This is a genomic window from Xanthobacter sp. ZOL 2024 (genome assembly GCF_052932325.1).
The window spans coordinates 1,595,056-1,617,142 of record NZ_CM128808.1 but is presented as its reverse complement, the minus strand read 5'-3'; the positions used below and the strand labels follow the sequence as shown (position 1 = coordinate 1,617,142).

Below are 22,087 nucleotides of genomic sequence, written 5' to 3'. Positions count from 1 at the left end.
CTTGTGCGAAGCCAGCATCGGTGTCGGGGGTGCGTCTATTCCTCTTCGCCGAAGCGATCGGCGACCAGGGTGCTCAGCGCCGCCAGAGCCTCCTCGGCCTGGCGGCCGGTGGCCGTCACGGTCACCGTAGTGCCCGGTGCGGCCGCCAGCATCATCAAGCCCATGATGGAGTTGCCACACACGGCTTCGCCATTGCGGCACACCCGCACCTGGGCGTCGAAGCGCTCCACGGTCTGCACGAACTTGGCGGAAGCGCGCGCGTGAAGGCCGCGCTTGTTGATGATGGGCAGCACACGCACCAGCGCGGAGGGGTCGACCGGCCCGCCACAGGCCTCGGCCGGGTCTTCGGACGGCAGGGCCCGTCCCGACAGATCATTTACCGGCGAGGACGCGACTTGCGACATTGATGTATTTCCTGCCTGCTTCCTGAGCCACGTCCACCGCTTCGGCGAGCGGCAGCTCGCCGCGAACCTTGGCGAGCTTGACCAGCATGGGCAGGTTGATGCCGGCCACCACTTCGACATCCGGCGTGTTCATCACCGAGATGGCCAGGTTGGAAGGGGTTCCACCGAACATATCGGTCAGAATCACCACGCCGCCGCCGGAGCGCACCCGGGCGACTGCCTCGATGATATCCTGCCGACGGCGCTCCATATCGTCCTCCGGCCCGATGGTGACGGTGGCGATATGGCTTTGCGGGCCCATGACGTGCTCCAAGGCGGAGCGGAACTCATCGGCGAGGCGGCCATGGGTGACGAGGACGAGACCGATCATGCTTCCTCCGCCTTCATCCCCCGATGAAGGCCTCCCGCGTTGCGGGACATTCATATTCAGAGCGGCTCAAAAATTACGCAAGGGGTGCAACGCACAAAAGCACATTTAGTTTTCGTAAGGTTGACTGCACCAGGCCGCCGCCAGCAACAATGCTGCACTTTCAAGGCACACCGGACGCAGGCACGGCAGCGCGACATCACAGATGCGAACGGTTTGCGCCTCATCTGATGGCAGGCGCGCGGCCAGTGGGCTGGCCAGATCCACCACATGGGACAGCGACACCCTGTCGCGGTGGGGCCACCGCCGCACCCCCAGGCCACGCACCTCCAGCAACCCCGCGAGCGCCGGTACCGGCCGCGCCCACACCCGCCCTGCCGCCGCGCGCAGCAGCACCCGGTCGTCGGCCACCAGCTCGGCGAGCGGCAACGCGCGGGGCGGATCGAGCAGCAGCTGGAGCGCCAGGGTCGACTTGCCGGAGCCTGACGGGCCGCGGATCAGCACCCCGCGATCGCCAAGGGCGATGCAGGTCGCGTGCACCGAAGGGGCGTGCATTGGGGGGGCGTGCTCCGGGGGCGCCGGCTCCGTCATGGCTCGCCCGCCGGCAGGCGCACGACGAACCGGGCGCCGGCCACGGTCTGGGCGCCGTCCGGCGCCGAGACCATGCGGTTTTCCGCCCAGATCCGCCCGCCATGGGCTTCGACGATCTGCTTGGAAATGGATAGTCCCAGGCCGGAATTCTGGCCGAACCCCTGGTGCGGGCGGTCGGTGTAGAAGCGCTCGAAGATCCGCGAGAGCGCATCGGGCTGGATCCCCGGCCCCTCATCGTCGACGGTGATCTCCACCCCGTCCTTCAGTTGGCGACAGGCGACGCTCACGGTGCCCCCCGTCGGCGAGAAGGAGCGGGCGTTGGACACCAGATTGTCCACCACCTGCCCCAGCCGCGAGGCATGGCCCGGCACCAGGAAAGCGGCGGCGCCGGCGTGCGGCCGCTCGAAGCTCAGCGCCACCCGCACCCCGTCGTCCTTGCGCACGTCCTGGGCCATGCCGACCACCATCTCGAGCAATTGCTTGAGGTCCACCTCCACCGCCTCCTGGCGCTGCAGTTCGGCGTCGAGGCGGCTGGCGTCGGAAATGTCGGTGATCAGGCGGTCGAGCCGCTTCACGTCATGCTGAATGACCTCCAGCAGCCGCCCGCGCGAGGAGTCGGATTTGGCCAGCGGCAGGGTCTCCACGGCGCTGCGCAGGGAGGTCAGCGGGTTCTTGAGCTCGTGGGCGACATCGGCGGCAAAGCTCTCGATGGCCTCGATGCGGTTGTAGAGGGCACCGGTCATGTCGCGCAGGGCGCCCGAGAGGTGGCCGATTTCGTCTGCGCGGGTGGTGAAATCCGGGATTTCCACCCGCGTCTTGATGCGGCGCCGCACCCGCTCGGCGGCGGCCGCCAGCTTGCGCACCGGGTCGGCGATGGTGCCCGCCAACAGCACGGAGAGCAGCACCATGACCACCGCGGCCACCAGGAACACCCGCACGATCACAAACCGCTCGGCCCGCACCGCGGCGTCGATCTCGCCGCCCTGGGTGGAGAGCAGCAGGACGCCGAGAATGGCGCGGAAGCGCTGGATCGGCACCGCGACCGAGACCACGACCCGGCCACGATCATCCACCCGAACCTCGCTGGCCTTGCCACCGAGCGCGGCGATGGCCACCTCCGGGTAGCTCTTGCCGGCCTGTGGCCCGAACTCCTTGTAAACAGGCAAGTCTCCGCGGGCGAACCACAATTGTATGGCGCGCCAGAGCCGCTCCAGGGGCCCCGGGCGGGGCTCGTTGGGGGAGGGGACGTCGAAGCGCAGGATCTCGCCCCGGGAGTAGAGCGAACGGGAATCGAGCAGCATCTGCCCGTCGCGATCATAGATGCGGGCGCGGGTGCCGGTGGGGCCCACCAGGCGCCGCAGCACCGGCGCGACCCGCTCCGGATTGATGGGAAACTCAAGCGGCGCAAAGCCTTCTTCACTCGGCCCATAGCTTTCGCCGGCCTGCAATTCGAGCAGACGGTCGGGGTCCACGGTGATGGAGTTGGTCTCCACCTGGGCCGAGGAGGCGATGGCGGCGGCGATGATCTCGCCCTGCACCAGGAGGCTCTGCACCCGGGCATCGATGAGCCCGGAGCGGAACTCGGACAGGTAGAGGATGCCCGAGACGAGGGCGCAGAGGCCGGCGAGGTTCAACAGAACGATCCGCCGCGTCAGCGACGAGAAGCTCTTGAAGGCCACGAAGCGGCGGGCGCGCCTCAGCGCGCCGAGCAGCCCGCCGCGCTCCGGCGCGGGGGTCGCATCGTGCGGTTCGGCTTCGGCGGTCATCGCGCGTACCGCCGATCAGGACGCGGAGCGACCGGAAAGGGATTCATTCCTTGAAGCGGTAGCCGACGCCGTAGAGGGTTTCGATCATCTCGAAGCTCTCGTCCACCGACTTGAACTTCTTGCGCAGGCGCTTGATGTGGCTGTCGATGGTGCGGTCGTCCACATAGACCTGGTCGTCATAGGCCGCATCCATCAGCGCGTTGCGGCTCTTCACCACGCCGGGCCGCTGGGCGAGGGCCTGGAGGATCAGGAATTCGGTGACGGTGAGGGTGACCGGCTCACCCTTCCAGGTGCAGGTGTGGCGCTCGGGGTCCATGCGCAGGTTGCCGCGCTCCAGCACCTTGGCGCTGTCCACCTCGCGGGTGACCACCCCGTCCTTGGCACCGGCGCGGCGCAGCACGGCCTTCACCCGCTCCACCAGGAGGCGCTGGGAGAACGGCTTCTTGATGAAGTCGTCGGCGCCCATCTTGAGGCCGAACAATTCGTCGATCTCCTCATCCTTGGAAGTGAGGAAGATCACCGGCATGTCGGTCTTCTGGCGCAGCCGGCGCAGCAGCTCCATGCCATCCATGCGCGGCATCTTGATGTCCAGGATGGCGAGATCGGGCGGATTGGTCTTGAAGCCATCAAGGGCGGAGGCGCCATCGGTGTAGGTTTCGATGCGATACCCCTCCGCCTCCAGGGCGATGGACACCGAGGTGAGAATGTTGCGATCGTCGTCGACGAGGGCGATGGTGGGCATGACACCTCTTTCAAGCCGTCCACAATGACCGGCTGTTCTGCGCGGCCGTAACGCGCCGGTGAACCCGCCTCGCGTGGCCGAAATGTGACACTCAAGCGCCAACGGCTGCAAAATAGCGAGATTCTCACCAGACTCCAACCATTCCGTGGCGTTCCAGCCCCCGCCCTTGCATTGGAATACCTCTATAGTTACCCCTCCCGACCGTGCCGGGCGTCCCCTCCACTTGCGATCGCGGAGGGCCTTCCCCATCCTCCGTCGCGACAGAGGAGCCACGCCCGTGACACAGACCGCATCCGAAGCCCCTTCCGTGGCCGACACCGCCGCCGCCACGGTGCGCCGCCTGATCCGCGAGGCGCGGTTCGGCACCCTGGCCACCCTCGATGCCGATGGCGGGCCCTATGCGTCGCTGGTGGCGGTGGGCACCGATCCGGAAGGGCGCCCCACCCTGCTGATCTCCCAGCTGGCCCGCCACACCCAGAACATCGCCCGCGATGCGCGGGTGTCGCTGCTGGTGTCGGCGGCGGAGGCGGATGATCCGCTCAACGCGCCGCGGGCCAGCCTCATCGGCCGGATCGCCGCCGCCGAGGATCCCCTGGTGCGCGCGCGCTACCTCGCCCGCCATGAGGCGGCCACCGGCTATGCGGATTTCAAGGACTTCGCCTTCTACCGCATCGATCTCGACCACGCCCATCTGGTCGAAGGCTTCGGCCGCATCATCGATGTGCCCGGCAGCGCCCTGGTGACCGACTGGAGCGGCGCCGAAGCGGTGCGCGAGGCCCATGAGGGCATCGTCTCGCACATGAATGCCGACCACGCCGACGCGGTGAGCCTGTATGCCACCGTGCTGGCCGGCGCCGCCGATGGCGCATGGCGGATGGTGGGACTGGACCCCGAGGGCTTCGAGATCACCTCCGGCCCGAGCGTGCGGCGCCTCGCCTTCTCGGACCGCAAGACCGACGTGGGCGCGGTGCGCAAGGACCTGGTGGCGCTGGTGGAGCAGGCGCGCAGCAGCAAGGCCGCTTGATTTTTCTCCGCCGGCATCGCCATCTCTATGACCCTGTGTCACGGGGTCGTCGCGCGCCCGCGGTGCGGGGCGCTACAGGTTCGTCCCGCGCCCCGGCGCGGGGCGCGCAGCGTCGGCGGCCGAGCGGGCCTCGACGCCGCCATAAAGAGCCGGCAGCAAGCCGGAAAACACGATGATGGAGAAACGCCGTGCTGGAGACTGGTCACCGCAACAGCGCTTGTGGCGCTGAGGCCTTCGGGCTGAAACATGTCAACAGGATCCATTGGAACCTGACCGAGCCGCAGCTCTATGAGCACGCTCTGGAACACCTTGAGGGCCACCTTGCCTCCGGCGGCGCGCTGACCGCGGAAACCGGCGTTCACACCGGCCGCAGCCCGAAAGACAAGTTCGTGGTGCGCGATGCCGCCACCGAGGACAACGTATGGTGGGACAATAACGGCGCCATCACCCCGGCCCAGTTCGACGCCCTGCACCAGGATTTCCTCGCCCTCGCCGAAGGCAAGACCCTGTTCGCCCAGGATCTTTATGGCGGCGCGGATCCCGCCTGCCGGATCAAGGTGCGCGTCTATACCGCCTTCGCCTGGCACTCCCTGTTCATCCGCACCATGCTGCGCCGGCCCGAGCGGGCCGAGCTCGACGGCTTCGTGCCCGACCTCACCATCATCGACCTGCCCGATTTCAAGGCCGATCCGGCGCGCCACGGGGTGCGCTCGGAAACCGTGATCGCGGTCAATTTCTCGCGCGGCATCGTGCTCATCGGCGGCACCTCCTATGCCGGCGAAATGAAGAAATCGGTGTTCACGGTCCTCAATTATCTGCTGCCGCAGCAGGGCATCATGCCCATGCATTGCTCTGCCAATGTGGGCGCGGAGGGGGACGTGTGCCTGTTCTTCGGCCTGTCCGGCACCGGCAAGACCACCCTTTCGGCCGACACCAGCCGCACCCTCATCGGCGATGACGAGCACGGCTGGAGCCCGAGCGGCGTCTTCAATTTCGAGGGCGGGTGCTATGCCAAGACCATCCGCCTGTCGGCGGAGGCGGAACCGGAGATCTTCGCCGCCTCCAACCGCTTCGGCACGGTGCTGGAGAATGTGGCGCTCAACCCGGTCACCCGGGTGCCCGACTTCGACGACGGCAGCCGCACCGAAAACACCCGCGCGGCCTATCCGCTGGATTTCATCCCCAATGCCAGCCCCACCGGGCGCGCCGGCATGCCGAAGAACATCGTCATGCTCACCTGCGATGCGTTCGGCGTGCTGCCGCCCATCGCCCGGCTGACGCCGGCGGAGGCCATGTATCACTTCCTCTCGGGCTACACCGCCAAGGTGGCCGGCACCGAGAAGGGGGTGAAGGACCCGGAAGCCACCTTCTCCACCTGCTTCGGCGCCCCATTCATGCCGCGCCATCCCTCGGTCTACGGCAATCTCCTGCGCGATCTCATCGCCAATCACGGGGTCGACTGCTGGCTGGTGAACACCGGCTGGACCGGCGGCAAATATGGCGTGGGCCGGCGCATGCCCATCAAGGTCACCCGCACACTGCTTGCCGGCGTGCTCGACGGCTCGCTCAAACATGCGGATGTCCGCACCGATCCCTATTTCGGCTTCAAGGTGCCGACCTCGGTGCCGGGCATCGAGCCGCACATTCTGCAGCCGGCCAAGACCTGGGCCGACAAGGCCGAGTTCGACGCCACCGCGCGCCGGCTGGTGGCCATGTTCCAGGACAATTTCGCGAAGTTCGAGGCCCATGTGGATGCCGCGGTGCGCGATGCCCAGCCCCAGGTGCGCATCGCCGCCGAGTAGGCGCACCGTGTAAGCGGACCGGGGTCATGGCGCCCCGTGTAGGACCCGGGGGCGGCAAGCCGCCCCCGGGTCATCCTCACGGACAGGGGTGCCGATAGCCGTCGTAGCCGAGATAGGTCCCGGTGCGCGGATCGTAGGAGCGGTAGCGCTGCATGCAGTAGGCCACCGCATCGCGCTGGTTCTGGGCATTCTGGGCGGCCGCCGCAGCGGCGGCGCCCAGAGCGATGCCCGCAACGCCGGCAGCGATCCAGGCCCCGGAATTGTTGCGATAATACCAGCCCCCGTTGCGCCAATAGGGATTGCCCCAGCGCCCGTGCGGCGGCGGGGGCGGCGGACGGTTCCAGCCGGGACGCGGGCCGGGACGATAACGGCCGGGCGGCGGCCCCTGTACCTGCGTGACATCGGCCTGGCGATCTCCCATCGTCGCCATTCCGCTCGCCAACCCTTGGGCCACCGCCTGCGATGCGCTCATTGTGACGCCGCCGGCACTGAGCCCGGCCACGAGGGTCCACACCATCGCCTTGCTGGCGATGCCGACCGCGGAAGCCGTTTTCTTCTGCATTCGCTTCTCCTTCTCGCACGACGGCAACGCCGCCCGAGGTGATTCATGCCCCATGGAGAGGGCAAGGAGATGGCAACCGCTCATCATCGCCAGCCGGTCGCCGGAACCGATTGCCGCAATTGCCGTTTTCTCGACACATCGCGACGCTGAGCGGGCGCCACAATTGACACAATGAGACCTGACGTTAGCGACGCCTGATGGGAGTGAAACATCATGCTCGGGATCAAGAAGGTGGCATGGGTGGCGGCGACCGTCGCGGCCGGCTTGCTGTCGTTTACGCCGTTGCCGGCGGGCGCGCAGGCGCTCCGCCTGGGGCTCACCGATCAGACGGCGCGCGGCGCCGCGGTGCAGCCGGTGGAGTGGCGGGGCGGCGCCCCCGCACGGGCCTACAGGGGGCCGGCCCGTGCGCCGGCGCGCGCCTATGGCCCGCGGATGGGCCGGCCCGCCTATGGACGGCCGGGCTATGGCCGACCCGCCTATGGTCGGCCCGTCTACGGTCGTCCGGGGTATCGCGGCCCCAATTATGCGCATGTGCGGCCGGGCTATCGGCCGGGGCCGGGCTGGAATCGCCCCGGCTGGCGGCCGGGGCCGGGTCCCGTTGGCCCGGGCTGGGGTCGTCCGGGCTGGCGGCCGCCGCCCGGCGCCTGGGGACCGGGTCGCTGGTATCCCGGCTGGGGCTGGTATCGTCCCGGCTGGGGCTGGGGCTATTACAACAATTCCGGCGCCTGGATCGCCCTCGGCGTCGCCTCCGGCCTGGCTTTGGGCGCGGCGGCCGCCGCCAACAGCGCGCCGGTGTATGACGACGCGGTGGCCTACTGCATGCAGCGCTACCGCTCCTACAATCCCTCCACCGGGACCTTCACCGGCTACGACGGGCGGCAGCATCCCTGCCCGTGACACGGCCTGAGCCATGGCCCCGGCGGTGCCCGCCGCCCGGGCCATGGGCCCAGCGCCCCAGGGGCGAACGGCATGGCAAAAGAAAAGGCCCGAGGCGCTGCCGCCTCGGGCCTTTTTCATGGGTGCGGATAAACCGGACCGCGCGCTCCGTCAGCGCGGAGCGAGAATCATGATCATCTGGCGGCCTTCGAGCATGGGCTCGGCCTCCACCTTGGCGATGGCCGTGACATCCTCTTTCAGCTTCTGCAACAGCTTGTAGCCGATGTCCTGGTGCGCCATCTCACGACCACGGAAGCGCAGCGTCACCTTGACCTTGTCGCCTTCCTCGAAGAAGCGCTGCATGGCGCGCATCTTCACGTCGTAATCGTGGTCGTCGATGCCGGGACGCAGCTTGATCTCCTTGACCTCGACCACCTTCTGCTTCTTGCGCGCCTCGCTGGCCTTCTTCTGGTTCTGATACTTGAAGCGGCCGTAATCGAGGATCTTGCAGACGGGGGGCGCCGAGTTGGGAGCGATCTCCACGAGGTCGAGGCCGGCCTCCTGCGCCAATGCAAGCGCATCGCGGATAGCCAACACGCCGCGGTTCTGGCCGTCCTGGTCGATCAACTGGACTTCGCGGATGCGGATTTCCTCATTGACGCGCGGTCCATCCTTCTCCGGCGCGACGGGTCTCATGGGGCGGCGAATGGCTTCGATCTCCTCAACAATCAACACTTTCCCCAGCGCTGGCCGTCCTTCGTGGGGCGGCGGCCGCGTTTATCGGCCGGCCGTCGCCGGGACCCAGGGTTGGGGCAGGGCTGAAAGATCGGGATAAACGGGCAGAAAGTCAATGACCTTGCGGATTTTCCGGACCCTCGGCCCGGTTTGGCGCACCGCTTTGCCCACACCCTGCCGCTCCGCCCCCGCTGGACGCGCGGTCTCGGCTGGCGGCATAGTCCCGGCAGCCACAGTTCAGCCGCCTTCCCCCCGCATCTGGGAGCATGGCTCCGGCGCATCCGGAAAGGCACACCCGCCCGGGGCTGCCGGATTCACGGTGACAGACATGATCGACGCAGGTTCCGCCTCCAGTCTCTTCCGCGGCGTGCTGGCCGCCGGCGCCCTTGCGATGTGGGCCGCACCGGCCTGCGCCGAAGGCCGGCTCGACGCCAAATACGTGCTGAGCGTCGGCGGCGTGGAACTGGGGCGCGCCTCGGTGGTGGTGGAAGCCGGGGCCGAGGGCTACGAAATCTCCGGCTCCGGCCGCATCACCGGCGTGCTGCGGGCCGTCTCCTCGGGCAAGGGGGTGGCGGCGGCCCGCGGCGCCCTGAACGGCGACAAGATGGTGCCCCGGGTCTACGCCCTCAACGCCGAGGCGGATGGCAAGAAGGAGCTCGCCCGCCTCGCCATGACCAGCGGCGCGTTGGCAGAAATGGAAATCGAGCCGCCGCTCAAGCCCCTGCCCGATCGGGTGCCGCTCACCAAGACCACGCTGCAGAACATAATCGATCCCATGAGCGGCGCCTTCGTCTATGTGCCGGGCACCGCCGACCTTCTGTCCGCCGCCGCGTGCGATCGCTCGGTGCCGGTGTTCGACGGGCGCCAGCGCTACGACATCACGCTCTCCTACCTGCGCACCGAGACCGTGAAGGCAACCGGCTACAAGGGGCCCGCCGTGGTCTGCTCTGTGCGCTACAAGCCGGTCGCCGGGCATCGCCCCAGCCGCTACACCGTGCGCTACATGCAGGACAACAAGGACATGTTCGTCTGGCTGGTGCCCATCGAGGGCACCCGGCTGATGGCGCCGTTCAAGGTGTCGGTGGCGACCATGATCGGCACCGCTTTGTTCCAGGCCACCAATTTCGAGGCCAAGGCCAAGGACGCGCCGGTGCCGGCGAGCGCCACCAAGCCCTGACCGCGCTGATCCACAGGAATCGGCTACCGCCGGCCCCGGCCTACTAGCGCTAGTAGGGGGCGAAAGGCGAACCGTGGGCCCCGCGCGATTCGATCGTGATTCGTTCGTGGCCCGTTCCGCACGGCCGCCACCGGGACATTCCAGCCCTCGCATGAGCCCGCGTTGACACTGCGGGGGCGGCCGGTGTTCCCTTGGGAGGCGTGAGCAGGTCACGCTTGAGGACATCATGTCGAAACGCAGCAAGCTGGCGGGCAAACATGCGGCCGACGCGCCCCACGGGGCCGCCTCCCTGAGCGAGGCCAAGGCCTGGATGGCGGCGCGGGAGATCACCGAGATCGAGTGCACCGTGCCGGATCTTGCCGGCGTCGCCCGCGGCAAGATCATGCCGGCCTCGAAATTCTTCTCCTCGCCGGTGATGAACCTGCCGCTGTCGGTGTTCCTGCAGACCATCTCCGGCGAATACCCCTCCTATGAGGGGCTGGTGGATTCGGTGGTGGCCGACAGCGACCTGGTGCTAGAGCCGGATTTCTCCACCTTGTGCTCGGTGCCCTGGGCCCAGGACCCCACCGCCCAGATGATCCACGACGCCTTCCATCGTGACGGCCGCCCGGTGGAGATCGCGCCGCGCAACGTACTCAAGCACATCATCAATCTCTATGCCGCCAAGGGCTGGAAGCCGGTGGTGGCGCCGGAGATCGAATTCTATCTGGTGGAGCCCAATACCGATCCCGACTATCCGCTGAAGCCGCCGGTGGGCCGCTCCGGCCGCCCGGAGATCGGCCGCCAGTCCTATTCGATCCAGGCGGTGAACGAGTTCGACGCGCTGTTCGAGGACATCTACGATTATTCGGAGGCGCAGGGGCTCGAGATCGACACCCTGATCCACGAGGACGGCGCCGCGCAGATGGAGATCAACCTGCGTCACGGCGATCCGCTGGTGCTGGCCGATCAGGTGTTCCTGTTCAAGCGCACCATCCGCGAGGCGGCGCTCGCCCACAAGATCTACGCCACCTTCATGGCCAAGCCCATCGCCAACGAGCCGGGCAGCGCCATGCACATCCACCAGTCGGTGATCTCCACCCAGACCGGCAAGAACATCTTCTCCGACGACGAGGGGGATCCGACGCCGGAATTCTTCTCCTTCCTTGCCGGCCACCAGAAGTATCTGCCGGCGGTGATGTGCATCCTGGCGCCCTATGTGAATTCCTACCGGCGGCTCACCCGCGATTCCATGGCCCCCATCAACCTGCAGTGGGGCTATGACAACCGCACCGCCGGCCTCCGGGTGCCGCCCTCCACCCCGGCGGCGCGCCGGGTGGAAAACCGGGTGCCGTCCTCCGACGCCAACCCCTATCTCGTCATCGCCGCCTCGCTGGCCTGCGGCTACCTGGGCATGGTCGAGGGGCTGCGCGCCACCGATCCGCTGGAGGGCGACGCCAAGGACCTCGACTTCGACCTGCCCCGCGGCCTCCTGGAGGCGGTGGCGGCATTTGAGGAGGCCGAGCCCCTGGCGGAGGTGCTCGGCAAGCGCTTCGTCGCCACCTATGCGGCGGTGAAGCAGGCGGAGTTCGAGACCTTCATGCGCGTGATCTCGCCCTGGGAGCGGGAATATCTGCTGCTGAACGTGTGAGCCACGGCGCGCGGCGGCCTCCCCCGCGCGCCCCCGGCCTCACGCCTGCGCGGACGCCACAGCACGGAGCAGACCATGTCGTCCCCCCGCCCCATGGCGCATCCCGCATCCTGGTATGTGGCCACCGCCAACGCCATTCCGTCCTATCCGGCGCTGCAGGGCGAGACCCGGGCGGATGTGTGCGTGCTGGGCGGCGGCTACACTGGTCTGTCGGCGGCGCTGCATCTGGCGGAAGCGGGCTTCGACGTGGTGCTGCTGGAGGCCTCGCAGGTGGGCTCCGGCGCGTCGGGCCGCAACGGCGGGCAGATCCATTCCGGCCAGCGCCGCCACCAGGACTATCTCGAAGCGGAACTGGGCCTCGACGATGCCCGCAAGCTCTGGGAGCTCGCCGAGGACTCGAAAACCCTGCTGCGCGACCTGATCGCCCGGCACAACATCTCCTGCGACCTCACCGACGGGCTGATCCTGGCCGATCACAAGCGCCATTACGTGGCCGAGAGCCACGCCTATGCCCGCCACCTGCAGGACACCTATGGCTATGACGCCATGGAGCCCCTCGACGAAGCGCAGGTGCGGGCGCTGGTGGGCTCGCCCGGCTATTATGGCGGCGTCTACGACCATGGGGGCGGCCATCTCCACCCGCTCAATTTCACTTTGGGCCTCGCCGCCGCCTGCACCCGGGCCGGGGTGCGCCTCCACGAGCACACCCGTGTGTCGGGCTTCGAGGATTGGCACGGCGTCACCCTCACCACTGACACCGGCGCCACGGTGAAGGCCTCATTCCTGCTGGAATGCGGCAATGGCCTCATGGACGGGCTCGACCACCGGGTGGACGAGCATGTCATGTCCATCTGCAACTATATTGCCGCCACCGAGCCCTTGGGAGAGCGCGCCGCCGGCATCATCGCCGATGGCGCGGCGGTGGCCGACAGCCGCTTCGTGGTGAATTATTTCCGCCTGTCGCGGGATGGCCGGCTGCTGTTCGGCGGCGGCGAAAGCTATCGCCGCAACCTGCATGGCAATGTGCCGCAATTCGTGCGGCCGTTCATGCTGCGGGTGTTTCCCCAGCTCGCCGACGTGCGCATCGACTACGGCTGGGGCGGGGTGCTGGGCATCACCCTGACGCGGCTGCCGTTCGTGCGGCGCATGTCCGACCACGTGCTGGTCTCGGCCGGCTACAGCGGCCATGGCGTGGCGCTGGCGCCGCTGTTCGGCAAGATCCTCGCCGAAGCGGTGCGCGGGCAGATCGAACGCTTCGACCTGCTGGAAAAGCTGCCGGTGCCGCGGTTTCCCGGCGGCACCGCCCTGCGTTACCCGCTGCTGGTGGCCGGCCTCAGCTATTACGCCCTGCGCGACCGCCTCTAGGGCGTGACGGCGCGCCTTGGGCCCGCCTTGGGCCCGCCCCGTGCAGACCTCCGTCGTCCAACCGTCCTCAGTCGAGCCCGCCCAGGCGGCGGGCCTCGGCCAGCGCCTTCAGGCAGCCCGCCTCATCGCCGGCGGCCTGCAGGTTCATCGCCGCGTTGAGCGCCCCCAGTGGCCCGGATTCCGGCTGCGTGACGCCCGCCGCCGCCAGCGAGCCGGGCGTCGGCTGCTGGGCATCCTGCGCGGCGACACTCTGCTGCTGCGCCGGCGGCTGCCGGGTCTGGGGAACCTGGTTCTTCAACTGCTGCTGGACGACGACGATCTGCTCCAGGCAGGTCTGCGCCTGCGCCGCCGGCGCGGCCAGCAGCCCCGCCCCCATCGCGGCGGCGGCCACCATGGTGGCGCGGCGCGCCGCAAGCCCGGGAACCGCGAACATGCGGGAAAGAATGGTGCCCATGAGCTGACCTCTTGCGTCTGCAGCCGGCCGGGTGGGTCCTCGGCCGGCAACCGCGGCGACGGCGGCCTCCCTTTAGAACCCAGGGTTACCGCTGTCGCAAGGGGTGGCGGCCGCGACACGCGCGGCCACCCCGCATCGGCCCCGCATCAGCCCTGCTCAAGCCGCGCGCGGCGCTTGCGCGCCACCATGTTGAGCGCCTCGATGGCCGCGGAAAAGCCCATGGCGGCATAGACATAGCCCTTAGGCACATGGGCCCCGAAGGCTTCCGCGATCAGCGTCATGCCGATCATGATGAGGAAGCCGAGGGCCAGCATCACCACCGTGGGGTTGGCCTCGATGAACTGGGCCAGGGGTCCGGCGGCCAGCAGCATGCAAGTGACCGCCACCACCACGGCGATGATCATGATCGGAATATGCTCGGTCATGCCCACCGCGGTGATGATGCTGTCGACGGAGAAGACGAGGTCCAGCATCAGGATCTGGGCGATGGCGGCGACGAAGCCCAGGGACACCTTGGAATCGAACATGTCGTCGTTGGGGTGGGGATCCACATTGTGGTGGATCTCCTTGGTGGCCTTCCACACCAGGAACAGGCCACCGGCCAGCAGAATGATGTCACGCCAAGAGAAGCCGTGACCGAACACGGTGATGACCGGCGTGGTGAGGGTGACGATGATGGCCACGGTGCCCAGCAGCGCGAGGCGCAGGATGAGCGCCAGACCGATGCCGATGCGGCGCGCCTTGGCGCGATATTGCGCCGGCAGCTTGTTGGTGAGGATCGAGATGAAGATCAGATTGTCGATGCCGAGCACCACCTCCATGGCGATGAGCGTGACCAGGGCCACCCAGGCCCCGGGATCGGCGGCCAGCTGCAACAGATAATCCATGACGTTTCGCCTCGAATGGGGGTCAGAACAGGAATGGGGCGGGGGCATCCGGCGCGTAGACGCGCAGGGCGCCGGGCCGGACCCGGAAATGGGCGGGGGTGAAGGTGACGAGCTCGCCGTCGGTGTTCACCGGGCGGGGACGGCTGGTGCGCACCACCACTTCGGTGGTGCGGAACGCCCGCACATCGGCCCACTGGCCCTGGGTGCCGCGGCGCAGGCTGGGCAGCAGCCCCAGCAGGCGCCACCAATGGGCCACCTCCAGGCTGTAGAAATCCAGCTGGCCGTCGTCGGCGGTGGCGCTGGCCTCCACCGCCATGCCGCCGCCGTAGTAGCGGCCGTTGCCCACCGACACCTGCAGGGTGCGCACGGTTTCCACCGTGCCGTCGTGCTCGATGAAGGCGGTGAAGAGCCGCGACTGCCAGAGCAGTCGGGCCGCCACCACCCCATAACCCAGCACGCCGAAGCGCTTCTTGGCGTCGGCGGTGAGGGCGCGGGCGAGATCGGCGCTGAAGCCGACGCTGGCCACGTTGAGAAAAGGGTGGCCGTTCACGTCGCCGAGATCGACGGCCTGCGGCCGGCCAGCGACGATGACCCGTGCGGCGGCCAGCGGATCGGTGGGAATGCCGAGGGTGCGCGCGAAATCGTTGGCGGTGCCCAAGGGCAGCACGCCCAACGGCAATTGGGTATCGAACAGGCCCTCGGCCGCGGAATTGAGGGTGCCGTCGCCGCCGCCCAGAATGATCAGATCATGATGGGGCGCCGCGTGCCGCACCAGATCGCTGAGCCCCTTGGGCCCGCCGGCGTCGCCCGGCCAAGCGCCGTCCGTGAGGCTGATGCCGCCGGCGGCCAGAGCACCGCGCACCGCGTCCAGCGGCATGTCGCCCTGTCGGGCGCGGGGATTGATGAGAAGCAGCGCACGCCGGCGCAAGGGCGGTGCAGTCATAGGCGGCTCGATCCTGGGTCCTCGGGTCACGCGATGTGCCGGGAGGAGACACCAGGCGGCGGTCGCCGCACTGCAGCGCGCGCACCACCGAAGGCTCATGCCCGGCAAACCACGATCCGACATCACGCGACGGCAGCGTCGCGCCAGAGGGGCCCGGATCGGTCTGCCTCAAGGTAGGGTCTGCATCCCCTGCGCCAAGGCATGCCAGGTGTGGCAGGATGCCGCAGCCTTGATCTCGCGACAGCGGCACACCCACGCTCATGCGTCCGAATGGCGGCGCGATACGGTCTGAAATGCGGGGAATTGCGGATTCGCCGAAGAATTTTGAGGGAGGAGAGCGGGGGCGGTGCCCTCCTCCCTCAGTCCGATCAGTCCGTGGGTTGCGGAACCACGGATTTGACCGAACGGTTCGGTCGAACTGACTTTGACTTAAACCAGCTCTTTGGGTATGGCAAGAGGGAACCGAACGGTTCGGTCAGTTTTTTGACCGGGGCGGAGGACTGTCCATCGCCAGCGCGGGGCGGACCTGCGGGGCGGACCTGCGGGGCGGACTTGCGGGGCGGACTTGCGGGGCGGACTTGCGTGAACCCCCGCGCTGCCGCAAGAACGGGCGGAAACGAAGAGGACTTGAACAGGTGACCACCAGCGACCTCAGCGCCCCGGACAGCGCCCACGCCAAGGCGTGCGACCTGCGCGAGGGCTCGCCCGGTGCGGGCCAGGATCCCGAGAAGCGTCGCCAGATCCTCTCCGGCGCCCGCCAGGTCTTCCTTGAGCGCGGCTTCGATGCCGCCAGCATGGGCGACATCGCCCGCGCCGCCGGGGTCTCCAAGGGCACGCTCTACGTCTACTTCCAGAACAAGGAAGACCTGTTTGCCGCCCTGGTGGCGAGCGAGTGCAACGAGACCGCCGAACGCATGTTCGTGCTGGACCGCAACGAGCCCGACGTGGAGAAGGTGCTCACCAAGCTCGGGCATTCCTTCATCGCCGCCATGGTGCGGCCGGAGCACATGGCCACGCTGCGCACCGTGATCGCCATCGGCAGCAAGTTTCCGCAGATCTCCCATCGCTTCTTCGAGGCCGGCCCCTGCCAGGGCATCCGCCGGCTCTCCGACTATCTCAACGCCCGCGTCGAGCAGGGGGATCTCGTCATTCCCGATGCCGAGCAGGCCGCCAGCCAGTTCCTGTCCTTGTGCAAGGACGGCGTGACCGTGCCCATTCTGATGGGCAATGCGGAGCAGCCGGATCCCGCCCACACCGCCAAGGTGGTGAAGGGCGCCGTCTACATGTTCATGAGCGCCTATGGCGCCAAACGTCGAGCGGAATGACGTGCAGATCGGGCGGCAACGCCCCTCGCCCGCCGCTCCGGCGAACGCGCGATTGAAGGAAGACCACGTGGCCGACGGCAGCACCCTCTATGGCATCAAGGCCTGCGACACCATGAAGAAGGCGCGGACCTGGCTCGACGCCCATGGCGTCGCCTACACCTTCCATGACTACAAGACCCAGGGCATCGACCGCGCGCGGCTCGCCGGCTGGGTGGCGGAGCTGGGCTGGCCGGTGCTGCTCAACCGGGCCGGCACAACCTTCCGCAAGCTGCCCGAGGCCGACAAGGCGGACCTCGATGCCGACAAGGCCATCGCCCTCATGCTGGCGCAGCCCTCCATGATCAAACGACCGGTGCTGGAGCACCAGGGCCGCCTGCTGGTGGGCTTCAAGCCGCAGGACTACGAGACCGCATTCAACGGAACCGCCGCTTGAGCCCGCCCAACGCATTGCCGCGCGCTGCCGCCTGCCCGCGATACACGCTCACCGTGCAACGCTGGGTGAATTGCGCCGACCGGGCCTTGCCGCTATCCAGGGCCCGCTTGAAACTGGCATGCGTGAGCAGCGGGCGGTTCCGTGCATCTGGTGAATGACTGATGGGCCGTCTCGATCGCTACATCTTCTCCACCGCCGCCATCGCGTTTGCCGGCGTGGTGGTGGTGCTGGCCGGCATGATCTGGTCCACCCAGGCGCTGCGCCAGCTCGACCTCGTCACCAGCCAGGGCCAGACGATCCTCGCCTTCATCGCCATCACCAGCCTCACCATGCCCACGCTGGTGCTGGTGATCGCCCCGGCGGCCCTGTTCATCGCCACCGCCTACACCTTGCTGAAGCTGAACGGCGACAGCGAGATCGTGGTGATGGCGGCGGCCGGCATGAGCCCGTGGCGGGTGCTGCGGGCGCTGATCATCCTCGCCCTGCTGGTCTCCGCCTTCTGCGCGGCTCTGGCCGTCGTCATCGTGCCCACCAGCCTCGCCGCCTTTCGCGACCAGGTGACCAAGGTGCGCGCCGACGTGGTGTCGTTCGTCGCCCAGCCGGGCCGCTTCATCAGCCTGACCCCGGGACTGATCTTCCATGTCCGCGAGCGCGCCGCCAACGGGGTGATGCAGGGCATCTTCATCAACGACGCCCGCGACAAGGAAATCTCCACCTATCTGGCCGATCGCGGGCAGATCGTGGATAGCCCGGCCGGCACCTTCCTGGTGCTGGAGAACGGCTCCATCCACCGCCGCAACACCGGCAACGCCAAGAACAACAGCACCTCCGTGGTGGAATTCCAGCGCTACGCCCTCGATCTGTCCTCGCTGGCGCCGAGCAGCAAGGAAACCGCCATCCGGCCCACCGAGCGCCCCCTCGCCTACATCCTGAACCCGGCCCCCGACGACTTCTTCCAGAAGTTCTTCCCCGGCCGGTTCCGGGAGGAGCTGCACAAGCGCCTGTCGGCGGGGCTCTATCCGCTGGCCTATTTCGCCATCGCCGCGGCGGCGCTGGCCCGGCCGCGCACCACCCGCCAGAGCCGCGGCATGGCGCTCCTCGCCATCATTCCCGCCATGGCAGCGGTGCAGATCGGCAATTTCGCCATCGCCGGCCAGTTGCGAAGCCACGCCCTGGCGGTACCGCTGATCTACATCTTCCCACTGATCGTGGTGGCCCTGTGCGCCCTGGTGCTGAGCGACCGGCTGCAGTTCGCCATGCCGGCCTGGGCCCACGGGCCGCTCGAGGCCCTGAAGCAGCGGCTGGCCCGCGGCGGAGCGTCGTGACGCCATGATCGGGCGCACCCTCGGCCTCTATTTCGCCCGGCGCTTCGCCGCCGCCGTGGGGCTGATCTTCTTCGCCTGCGTCGGCCTCATCATGCTGGTGGACTTCCTGGAGATGGCGCGGCGCACCGCCGACCGCGAGAACGTCTCCGCCGCCATGGTGGCGCTGGTGACTCTTTACCGCGCCCCCGCCTTCACCGAGCAGCTGCTGCCGTTCGCGGTGCTGTTCGGCGGCATCGCCACCTTCGTCCTGCTGTCCCGCCGCCTGGAGCTGGTGGTGGCCCGCGCGGTGGGGCTGTCGGTCTGGCAGTTCATCGCCCCGCCGGTGCTGGTGGCCTTTCTCATCGGCGTGTTCGCCACCACCGTGTTCAATCCCCTCTCCGCCGATTTCAAGGAGCGGGCGAACCAGCTGGAAAGCGAGATCTTCGGCGGATCGGGCACCCTTCTGGGGCCAAGCAAGGACGATTTCTGGGTGCGCCAGCAGAGCGTCGACGGCCAGGCCATCATCCAGGCCGCCGCCTCTTCCCAGGGCGGGCGCCAGCTGTCGACGGTGGTGGTGTACGAGTTCGACAGGCACGACCGGCTGATGGAGCGCGTGGAGGCCCGCTCGGCCACCCTGGGCGAGGGCGCCTGGATCCTGCGCGACGCCCGCGTGCTCATTCCGGGCCAGGACCTGCAACACTTCGACACCTATGAGATCGCCACCAATCTCGATCCCTCCCAGGTGCAGGATTCGCTGATCGCGCCGGAGACCGTGCCATTTTGGCAACTGCCCTCTGCTATTCGCAGTGCAGAACAGGCCGGCTTCGGCGCCACTCGCTATCGGCTGCAGCTGCAGAGCCTGTTGGCGCGGCCGCTTTTGCTGGTGGCCATGGTGCTGATCGCCGCAGTGGTGGGGCTGCGCGTGTTCCGCTTCGGCGGGGTGGGCCAGACGATTCTCGGTGGCGTGGCGGCAGGGTTTCTGCTTTATGTTGGGACCAAGCTCGCCGAGGATCTCGGTGATGCAGGAATCGTTCATCCTGTTGCTGCAGCGTGGTTTCCAGCAGTAGCCGGAATTGTTATGGGGGCTGTCATTCTGTTGTATCGGGAGGACGGATGAGGGTCGCTCTGCACCCCGCCGCGACAACGACGCACCCCAATCGCCCCGCGTGGACGCGGCGGCGGAGCGGTGTTGCGTGTGCGGTGGCCGCCCTGCTCGCGCTGTGCCTGACCGGCCTCGCCACCCCCGCCGCCGCGCAGAATAGTGGCGCGGTGGGCAGCGAGATCATGCCCAACCGGAAGATCGACCCGAACCAGAAGATGCTGGTGACGGCCGACCAGATGGAATACGACTTCCAGAAGGAAACCGTCGCGGCGGCCGGCAACGTCCAGATCTATTACGATGGCGCCACCCTGGAGGCGCGCCGCGTGATTCTGGACCGCAAGGCCAATCAGCTCCACGCGCAGGGCAATGTCCGCCTGACCGACAAGGACGGCAAGGTCATCACGGCCGACAACCTGCAGCTGACCCAGGACTTCAAGCAGGGCTTCATCGATTCTCTGCGGCTCGACACCCCGGACAAGACCCATTTCGCCGCCATCCGCGCCGATCGCACGGAGGGCAACGTCACCGTCTTCCAGAATGGTGTCTACACCGCCTGCGAGCCGTGCAAGGACGACCCCAGCAAGCCGCCGCTGTGGCAGATCAAGGCCAAGAGGATCATCCACAACCAAGACGAGCGGATGATCTATTACAAGGACGCCACGGTCGAGTTCTTCGGCCTGCCGGTGGCCTATTTCCCATACCTGTCGTCCCCCGATCCGACGGTGAAGCGCAAGACCGGCTTCCTGATGCCGGAGTTCTTCTCGTCCAGCCAGATCGGCTATGGGGTGGCGACGCCGTTCTTCTGGAACATCGCGCCCGACCGCGACCTCACCCTGACGCCCGCCTACACCACCAAGCAGGGCGTGCTGATGCAGGGTGAGTGGCGCCAGCGCCTGGCCAATGGCAGCTACACCATCAGCGCCTCCGGCATCATCCAGCAGGACAAGGACCAGTTCATCAGCACCACCGCCGGTGGCCTGCCGGACTATCTGCCGGGCTATCGCGACAATCGCGGCGCCATCGAGACCTCCGGCGCCTTCGCGATTAACAAGTTCTGGACCTTCGGCTGGGATGGCGCCCTGGTGTCGGACCGCACCTTCCTGCGCGATTACAACATCTCCGGCGACACCATCACCACCAAGACGTCATCGGTGTACCTCACCGGCCAGGGCGACCGGTCCTATTTCGATCTGCGCGGCATGTACTTCCTCGGCATGTCGGTGACCGACGACCAGGACCGCATTCCGGTGGTGGGCTCGCTCAATTACAGCAAGGTCTTCGACAAGCCCCTGTGGGGCGGCGAATCGGGCATCAAGGTGAACCTCACCAGCCTGACCCGTGAGCAGGCCGATTTCATCGGCATGTCGTCCTGGGATTCGGCGGTGGGCGCCACCGGCATTCCCACCGGCTCCTGCACCCTGGCCAATCCCAACCCCACCCAGTGCCTGCTGCGCGGCGCGCCGGGCGACTACACGCGCCTGTCCGCCGAGCTCTACTGGAAGAAGACCATCACCGATTCCGCCGGCCAGATGTGGACGCCGTTCGTCAACGCCCGCGTGGACGTGGCCTCGGTCAACATCGACCAGCTGCCGTACAACTACATGTATGGCAGCTCCTATGCCGGGCAGAATCCGCTGATGTCCGGCTCCGACGATCTCATTCGCGGCATGCCGGCGATCGGTCTGGATTACCGCTATCCCTTCATCTCCGCGGAGAGCTGGGGCACCCAGACCATCGAGCCGCGGGCGCAGATCATCATCCGCCCGAACGAGACCGACATCGGCTCCTTCCCCAACGAGGACGCCCAGAGCTTGGTGTTCGACGACACCAACCTGTTCGAGCTCAGCAAGTATTCCGGCTATGACCGGGTCGAGGGCGGCAGCCGCGCCAATGTGGGTATCACCTACAATGCGGTCATCCGCGGCTTCGGTACCGTCAACGCTTTGGTCGGCCAGTCCTACAGCCTGTTCGGCAAGAACTCCTACGCCTATGGCGACATGGCCAACACCGGCCTGGAATCGGGGCTGGAGACCACCACCTCCGATTATGTGGCCCGGCTCGGCTATTCGCCCACCAAGCAGCTCGAGTTCGTCTCCCGCTTCCGCTTCGACAACGAGGACTTCGCCCTGCAGCGGCTGGAGCTGCAGGGGCGCGGCCAGATCGATCGCCTGGGCGTCTCGGTCACCTATGGCCGCTATGAGCCGCAGCCGCTGCTCGGCTATTACGAGCTGCGCGAAGGCATCTACACCACCGCCGGCTACAAGCTGACCGACAATTGGACCATCAGCGGCGGCGTCCGCTACAATATCGCCGAGTCGGATTTCGACTACACGCTGATCGGCCTCAGCTATATCGACGACTGCCTGACCTTCGCCCTCAATTATGTGACCGACTACACGGTGAACGGTCCGGGCGGCGATCCGGTGAACAAGGTGATGCTGCGGATCGGCCTGCGCACCCTCGGCGAAGGCGGCTTCTCCACCTCGTTCGGCTCGGGCAGCGGCGACACCAGCCAGTGAATGCCGCTGCGGTCTTGAGCCGCTGCGGCCGAAACGCTAGTCTGCGGGCATTGCGTTGCCCGCGGTGTCCGGCGGGGCG

21 protein-coding genes are annotated in these 22,087 nt (G+C 67.6%); 11 read left to right on the top strand and 10 right to left on the bottom strand.

Features of this window, described 5'->3' with window-relative positions; all coding sequences use genetic code 11:
* Positions 1–35 precede the first annotated feature (35 nt).
* The 5 genes from ACU4E7_RS07620 to ACU4E7_RS07600 all read right to left on the bottom strand — a co-directional run bounded on the left by ACU4E7_RS07620 (position 36) and on the right by ACU4E7_RS07600 (position 3,870).
* Entirely contained in the window at positions 36–404 is a 369-nt protein-coding gene (locus ACU4E7_RS07620) for an HPr family phosphocarrier protein (RefSeq protein ID WP_238122299.1), read from the bottom strand.
* On the bottom strand, positions 373–774 hold the full coding sequence (locus ACU4E7_RS07615; RefSeq protein ID WP_238122300.1) for a PTS sugar transporter subunit IIA: 402 nt from the start codon (positions 772–774) through the stop codon (positions 373–375). Before ACU4E7_RS07615 ends, ACU4E7_RS07620 begins: the two co-directional genes overlap by 32 nt.
* A gap of 105 nt (positions 775–879) precedes the next feature.
* Entirely contained in the window at positions 880–1,326 is a 447-nt protein-coding gene (locus tag ACU4E7_RS07610; RefSeq protein WP_238122301.1) for an HPr kinase/phosphorylase, read from the bottom strand.
* Positions 1,327–1,358: 32 nt separating this feature from the next.
* Positions 1,359–3,128, bottom strand: a complete 1,770-nt coding sequence (locus tag ACU4E7_RS07605) for a stimulus-sensing domain-containing protein (protein WP_447021147.1) — start codon at positions 3,126–3,128, stop codon at positions 1,359–1,361.
* Positions 3,129–3,171: 43 nt separating this feature from the next.
* Entirely contained in the window at positions 3,172–3,870 is a 699-nt protein-coding gene (locus tag ACU4E7_RS07600; protein ID WP_238122303.1) for a response regulator transcription factor, read from the bottom strand.
* Positions 3,871–4,147: 277 nt separating this feature from the next.
* Between ACU4E7_RS07600 and ACU4E7_RS07595 the strand changes: the two genes are divergently transcribed.
* Both ACU4E7_RS07595 and ACU4E7_RS07590 read left to right on the top strand, forming a co-directional pair.
* Positions 4,148–4,894, top strand: coding sequence for a HugZ family pyridoxamine 5'-phosphate oxidase (locus ACU4E7_RS07595; RefSeq protein WP_238122305.1), 747 nt, complete (start codon positions 4,148–4,150; stop codon positions 4,892–4,894).
* A gap of 188 nt (positions 4,895–5,082) precedes the next feature.
* On the top strand, positions 5,083–6,696 hold the full coding sequence (locus ACU4E7_RS07590; RefSeq protein ID WP_447021146.1) for a phosphoenolpyruvate carboxykinase: 1,614 nt from the start codon (positions 5,083–5,085) through the stop codon (positions 6,694–6,696).
* 76 nt (positions 6,697–6,772) lie between these two features.
* Here ACU4E7_RS07590 and ACU4E7_RS07585 read toward each other — a convergent pair whose 3' ends face one another.
* Entirely contained in the window at positions 6,773–7,258 is a 486-nt protein-coding gene (locus ACU4E7_RS07585; protein WP_238122308.1) for a BA14K family protein, read from the bottom strand.
* 213 nt (positions 7,259–7,471) lie between these two features.
* Here ACU4E7_RS07585 and ACU4E7_RS07580 point away from each other — a divergent pair, with 213 nt between their 5' ends.
* Positions 7,472–8,155, top strand: a complete 684-nt coding sequence (locus ACU4E7_RS07580) for a BA14K family protein (protein ID WP_238122310.1) — start codon at positions 7,472–7,474, stop codon at positions 8,153–8,155.
* A gap of 150 nt (positions 8,156–8,305) precedes the next feature.
* On the opposite strand, the gene infC is transcribed toward ACU4E7_RS07580, so the two are convergent.
* Positions 8,306–8,830, bottom strand: a complete 525-nt coding sequence (gene infC / locus ACU4E7_RS07575) for a translation initiation factor IF-3 (protein WP_238122461.1) — start codon at positions 8,828–8,830, stop codon at positions 8,306–8,308.
* 367 nt (positions 8,831–9,197) lie between these two features.
* Between infC and ACU4E7_RS07570 the strand changes: the two genes are divergently transcribed.
* The 3 genes from ACU4E7_RS07570 to ACU4E7_RS07560 all read left to right on the top strand — a co-directional run bounded on the left by ACU4E7_RS07570 (position 9,198) and on the right by ACU4E7_RS07560 (position 13,041).
* Entirely contained in the window at positions 9,198–10,046 is an 849-nt protein-coding gene (locus tag ACU4E7_RS07570) for a DUF3108 domain-containing protein (protein WP_447021145.1), read from the top strand.
* A 226-nt stretch (positions 10,047–10,272) separates the two neighbouring features.
* Entirely contained in the window at positions 10,273–11,676 is a 1,404-nt protein-coding gene (locus ACU4E7_RS07565; RefSeq protein WP_238122313.1) for a glutamine synthetase family protein, read from the top strand.
* A 75-nt stretch (positions 11,677–11,751) separates the two neighbouring features.
* A complete protein-coding gene (locus ACU4E7_RS07560; RefSeq protein ID WP_447021144.1) occupies positions 11,752–13,041 on the top strand; it encodes an NAD(P)/FAD-dependent oxidoreductase in 1,290 nt (429 codons plus the stop codon).
* A 67-nt stretch (positions 13,042–13,108) separates the two neighbouring features.
* Here ACU4E7_RS07560 and ACU4E7_RS07555 read toward each other — a convergent pair whose 3' ends face one another.
* The 3 genes from ACU4E7_RS07555 to ACU4E7_RS07545 all read right to left on the bottom strand — a co-directional run bounded on the left by ACU4E7_RS07555 (position 13,109) and on the right by ACU4E7_RS07545 (position 15,325).
* Positions 13,109–13,495, bottom strand: coding sequence for a hypothetical protein (locus ACU4E7_RS07555; protein ID WP_238122316.1), 387 nt, complete (start codon positions 13,493–13,495; stop codon positions 13,109–13,111).
* A gap of 146 nt (positions 13,496–13,641) precedes the next feature.
* Positions 13,642–14,382, bottom strand: a complete 741-nt coding sequence (locus ACU4E7_RS07550; RefSeq protein ID WP_238122317.1) for a TerC family protein — start codon at positions 14,380–14,382, stop codon at positions 13,642–13,644.
* Between the two features lie 22 nt (positions 14,383–14,404).
* Positions 14,405–15,325, bottom strand: a complete 921-nt coding sequence (locus tag ACU4E7_RS07545; RefSeq protein WP_238122319.1) for a lipid kinase — start codon at positions 15,323–15,325, stop codon at positions 14,405–14,407.
* Between the two features lie 635 nt (positions 15,326–15,960).
* On the opposite strand from ACU4E7_RS07545, the gene ACU4E7_RS07540 reads away from it, so the two are divergent.
* The 5 genes from ACU4E7_RS07540 (at position 15,961) to ACU4E7_RS07520 (ending at position 22,008) form a co-directional block, all read left to right on the top strand.
* Positions 15,961–16,650, top strand: coding sequence for a TetR/AcrR family transcriptional regulator (locus ACU4E7_RS07540; protein WP_447021143.1), 690 nt, complete (start codon positions 15,961–15,963; stop codon positions 16,648–16,650).
* A gap of 67 nt (positions 16,651–16,717) precedes the next feature.
* Positions 16,718–17,083: an ArsC family reductase gene (locus ACU4E7_RS07535; RefSeq protein ID WP_337927142.1), complete on the top strand. Its 366-nt coding sequence runs from the start codon at positions 16,718–16,720 to the stop codon at positions 17,081–17,083.
* Between the two features lie 161 nt (positions 17,084–17,244).
* Complete coding sequence (gene lptF, locus ACU4E7_RS07530; RefSeq protein ID WP_238122322.1) at positions 17,245–18,408, top strand: LPS export ABC transporter permease LptF; 1,164 nt, start codon at positions 17,245–17,247, stop codon at positions 18,406–18,408.
* Positions 18,409–18,412: 4 nt separating this feature from the next.
* The gene (lptG, locus tag ACU4E7_RS07525; protein ID WP_238122323.1) at positions 18,413–19,504 is read left to right on the top strand and encodes an LPS export ABC transporter permease LptG; all 1,092 of its coding nucleotides are present in this window, start codon (positions 18,413–18,415) and stop codon (positions 19,502–19,504) included.
* Between the two features lie 83 nt (positions 19,505–19,587).
* A complete protein-coding gene (locus tag ACU4E7_RS07520; protein ID WP_447021142.1) occupies positions 19,588–22,008 on the top strand; it encodes an LPS-assembly protein LptD in 2,421 nt (806 codons plus the stop codon).
* Positions 22,009–22,087: the final 79 nt, after the last annotated feature.

Coding starts and splice junctions, on each gene's coding strand:
- lptG (WP_238122323.1), top strand. CDS start 18,413: ATGATCGGGCGCACCCTCGGCCTCTATTTCGCCCGGCGCTTCGCCGCC.
- ACU4E7_RS07545 (WP_238122319.1), bottom strand. CDS start 15,325: ATGACTGCACCGCCCTTGCGCCGGCGTGCGCTGCTTCTCATCAATCCC.
- ACU4E7_RS07550 (WP_238122317.1), bottom strand. CDS start 14,382: ATGGATTATCTGTTGCAGCTGGCCGCCGATCCCGGGGCCTGGGTGGCC.
- ACU4E7_RS07570 (WP_447021145.1), top strand. CDS start 9,198: ATGATCGACGCAGGTTCCGCCTCCAGTCTCTTCCGCGGCGTGCTGGCC.
- infC (WP_238122461.1), bottom strand. CDS start 8,830: ATGAGACCCGTCGCGCCGGAGAAGGATGGACCGCGCGTCAATGAGGAA.
- ACU4E7_RS07565 (WP_238122313.1), top strand. CDS start 10,273: ATGTCGAAACGCAGCAAGCTGGCGGGCAAACATGCGGCCGACGCGCCC.
- ACU4E7_RS07605 (WP_447021147.1), bottom strand. CDS start 3,128: ATGACCGCCGAAGCCGAACCGCACGATGCGACCCCCGCGCCGGAGCGC.
- ACU4E7_RS07620 (WP_238122299.1), bottom strand. CDS start 404: ATGTCGCAAGTCGCGTCCTCGCCGGTAAATGATCTGTCGGGACGGGCC.
- ACU4E7_RS07585 (WP_238122308.1), bottom strand. CDS start 7,258: ATGCAGAAGAAAACGGCTTCCGCGGTCGGCATCGCCAGCAAGGCGATG.
- lptF (WP_238122322.1), top strand. CDS start 17,245: ATGGGCCGTCTCGATCGCTACATCTTCTCCACCGCCGCCATCGCGTTT.
- ACU4E7_RS07615 (WP_238122300.1), bottom strand. CDS start 774: ATGATCGGTCTCGTCCTCGTCACCCATGGCCGCCTCGCCGATGAGTTC.
- ACU4E7_RS07580 (WP_238122310.1), top strand. CDS start 7,472: ATGCTCGGGATCAAGAAGGTGGCATGGGTGGCGGCGACCGTCGCGGCC.
- ACU4E7_RS07600 (WP_238122303.1), bottom strand. CDS start 3,870: ATGCCCACCATCGCCCTCGTCGACGACGATCGCAACATTCTCACCTCG.
- ACU4E7_RS07560 (WP_447021144.1), top strand. CDS start 11,752: ATGTCGTCCCCCCGCCCCATGGCGCATCCCGCATCCTGGTATGTGGCC.
- ACU4E7_RS07555 (WP_238122316.1), bottom strand. CDS start 13,495: ATGGGCACCATTCTTTCCCGCATGTTCGCGGTTCCCGGGCTTGCGGCG.
- ACU4E7_RS07610 (WP_238122301.1), bottom strand. CDS start 1,326: ATGCACGCCCCTTCGGTGCACGCGACCTGCATCGCCCTTGGCGATCGC.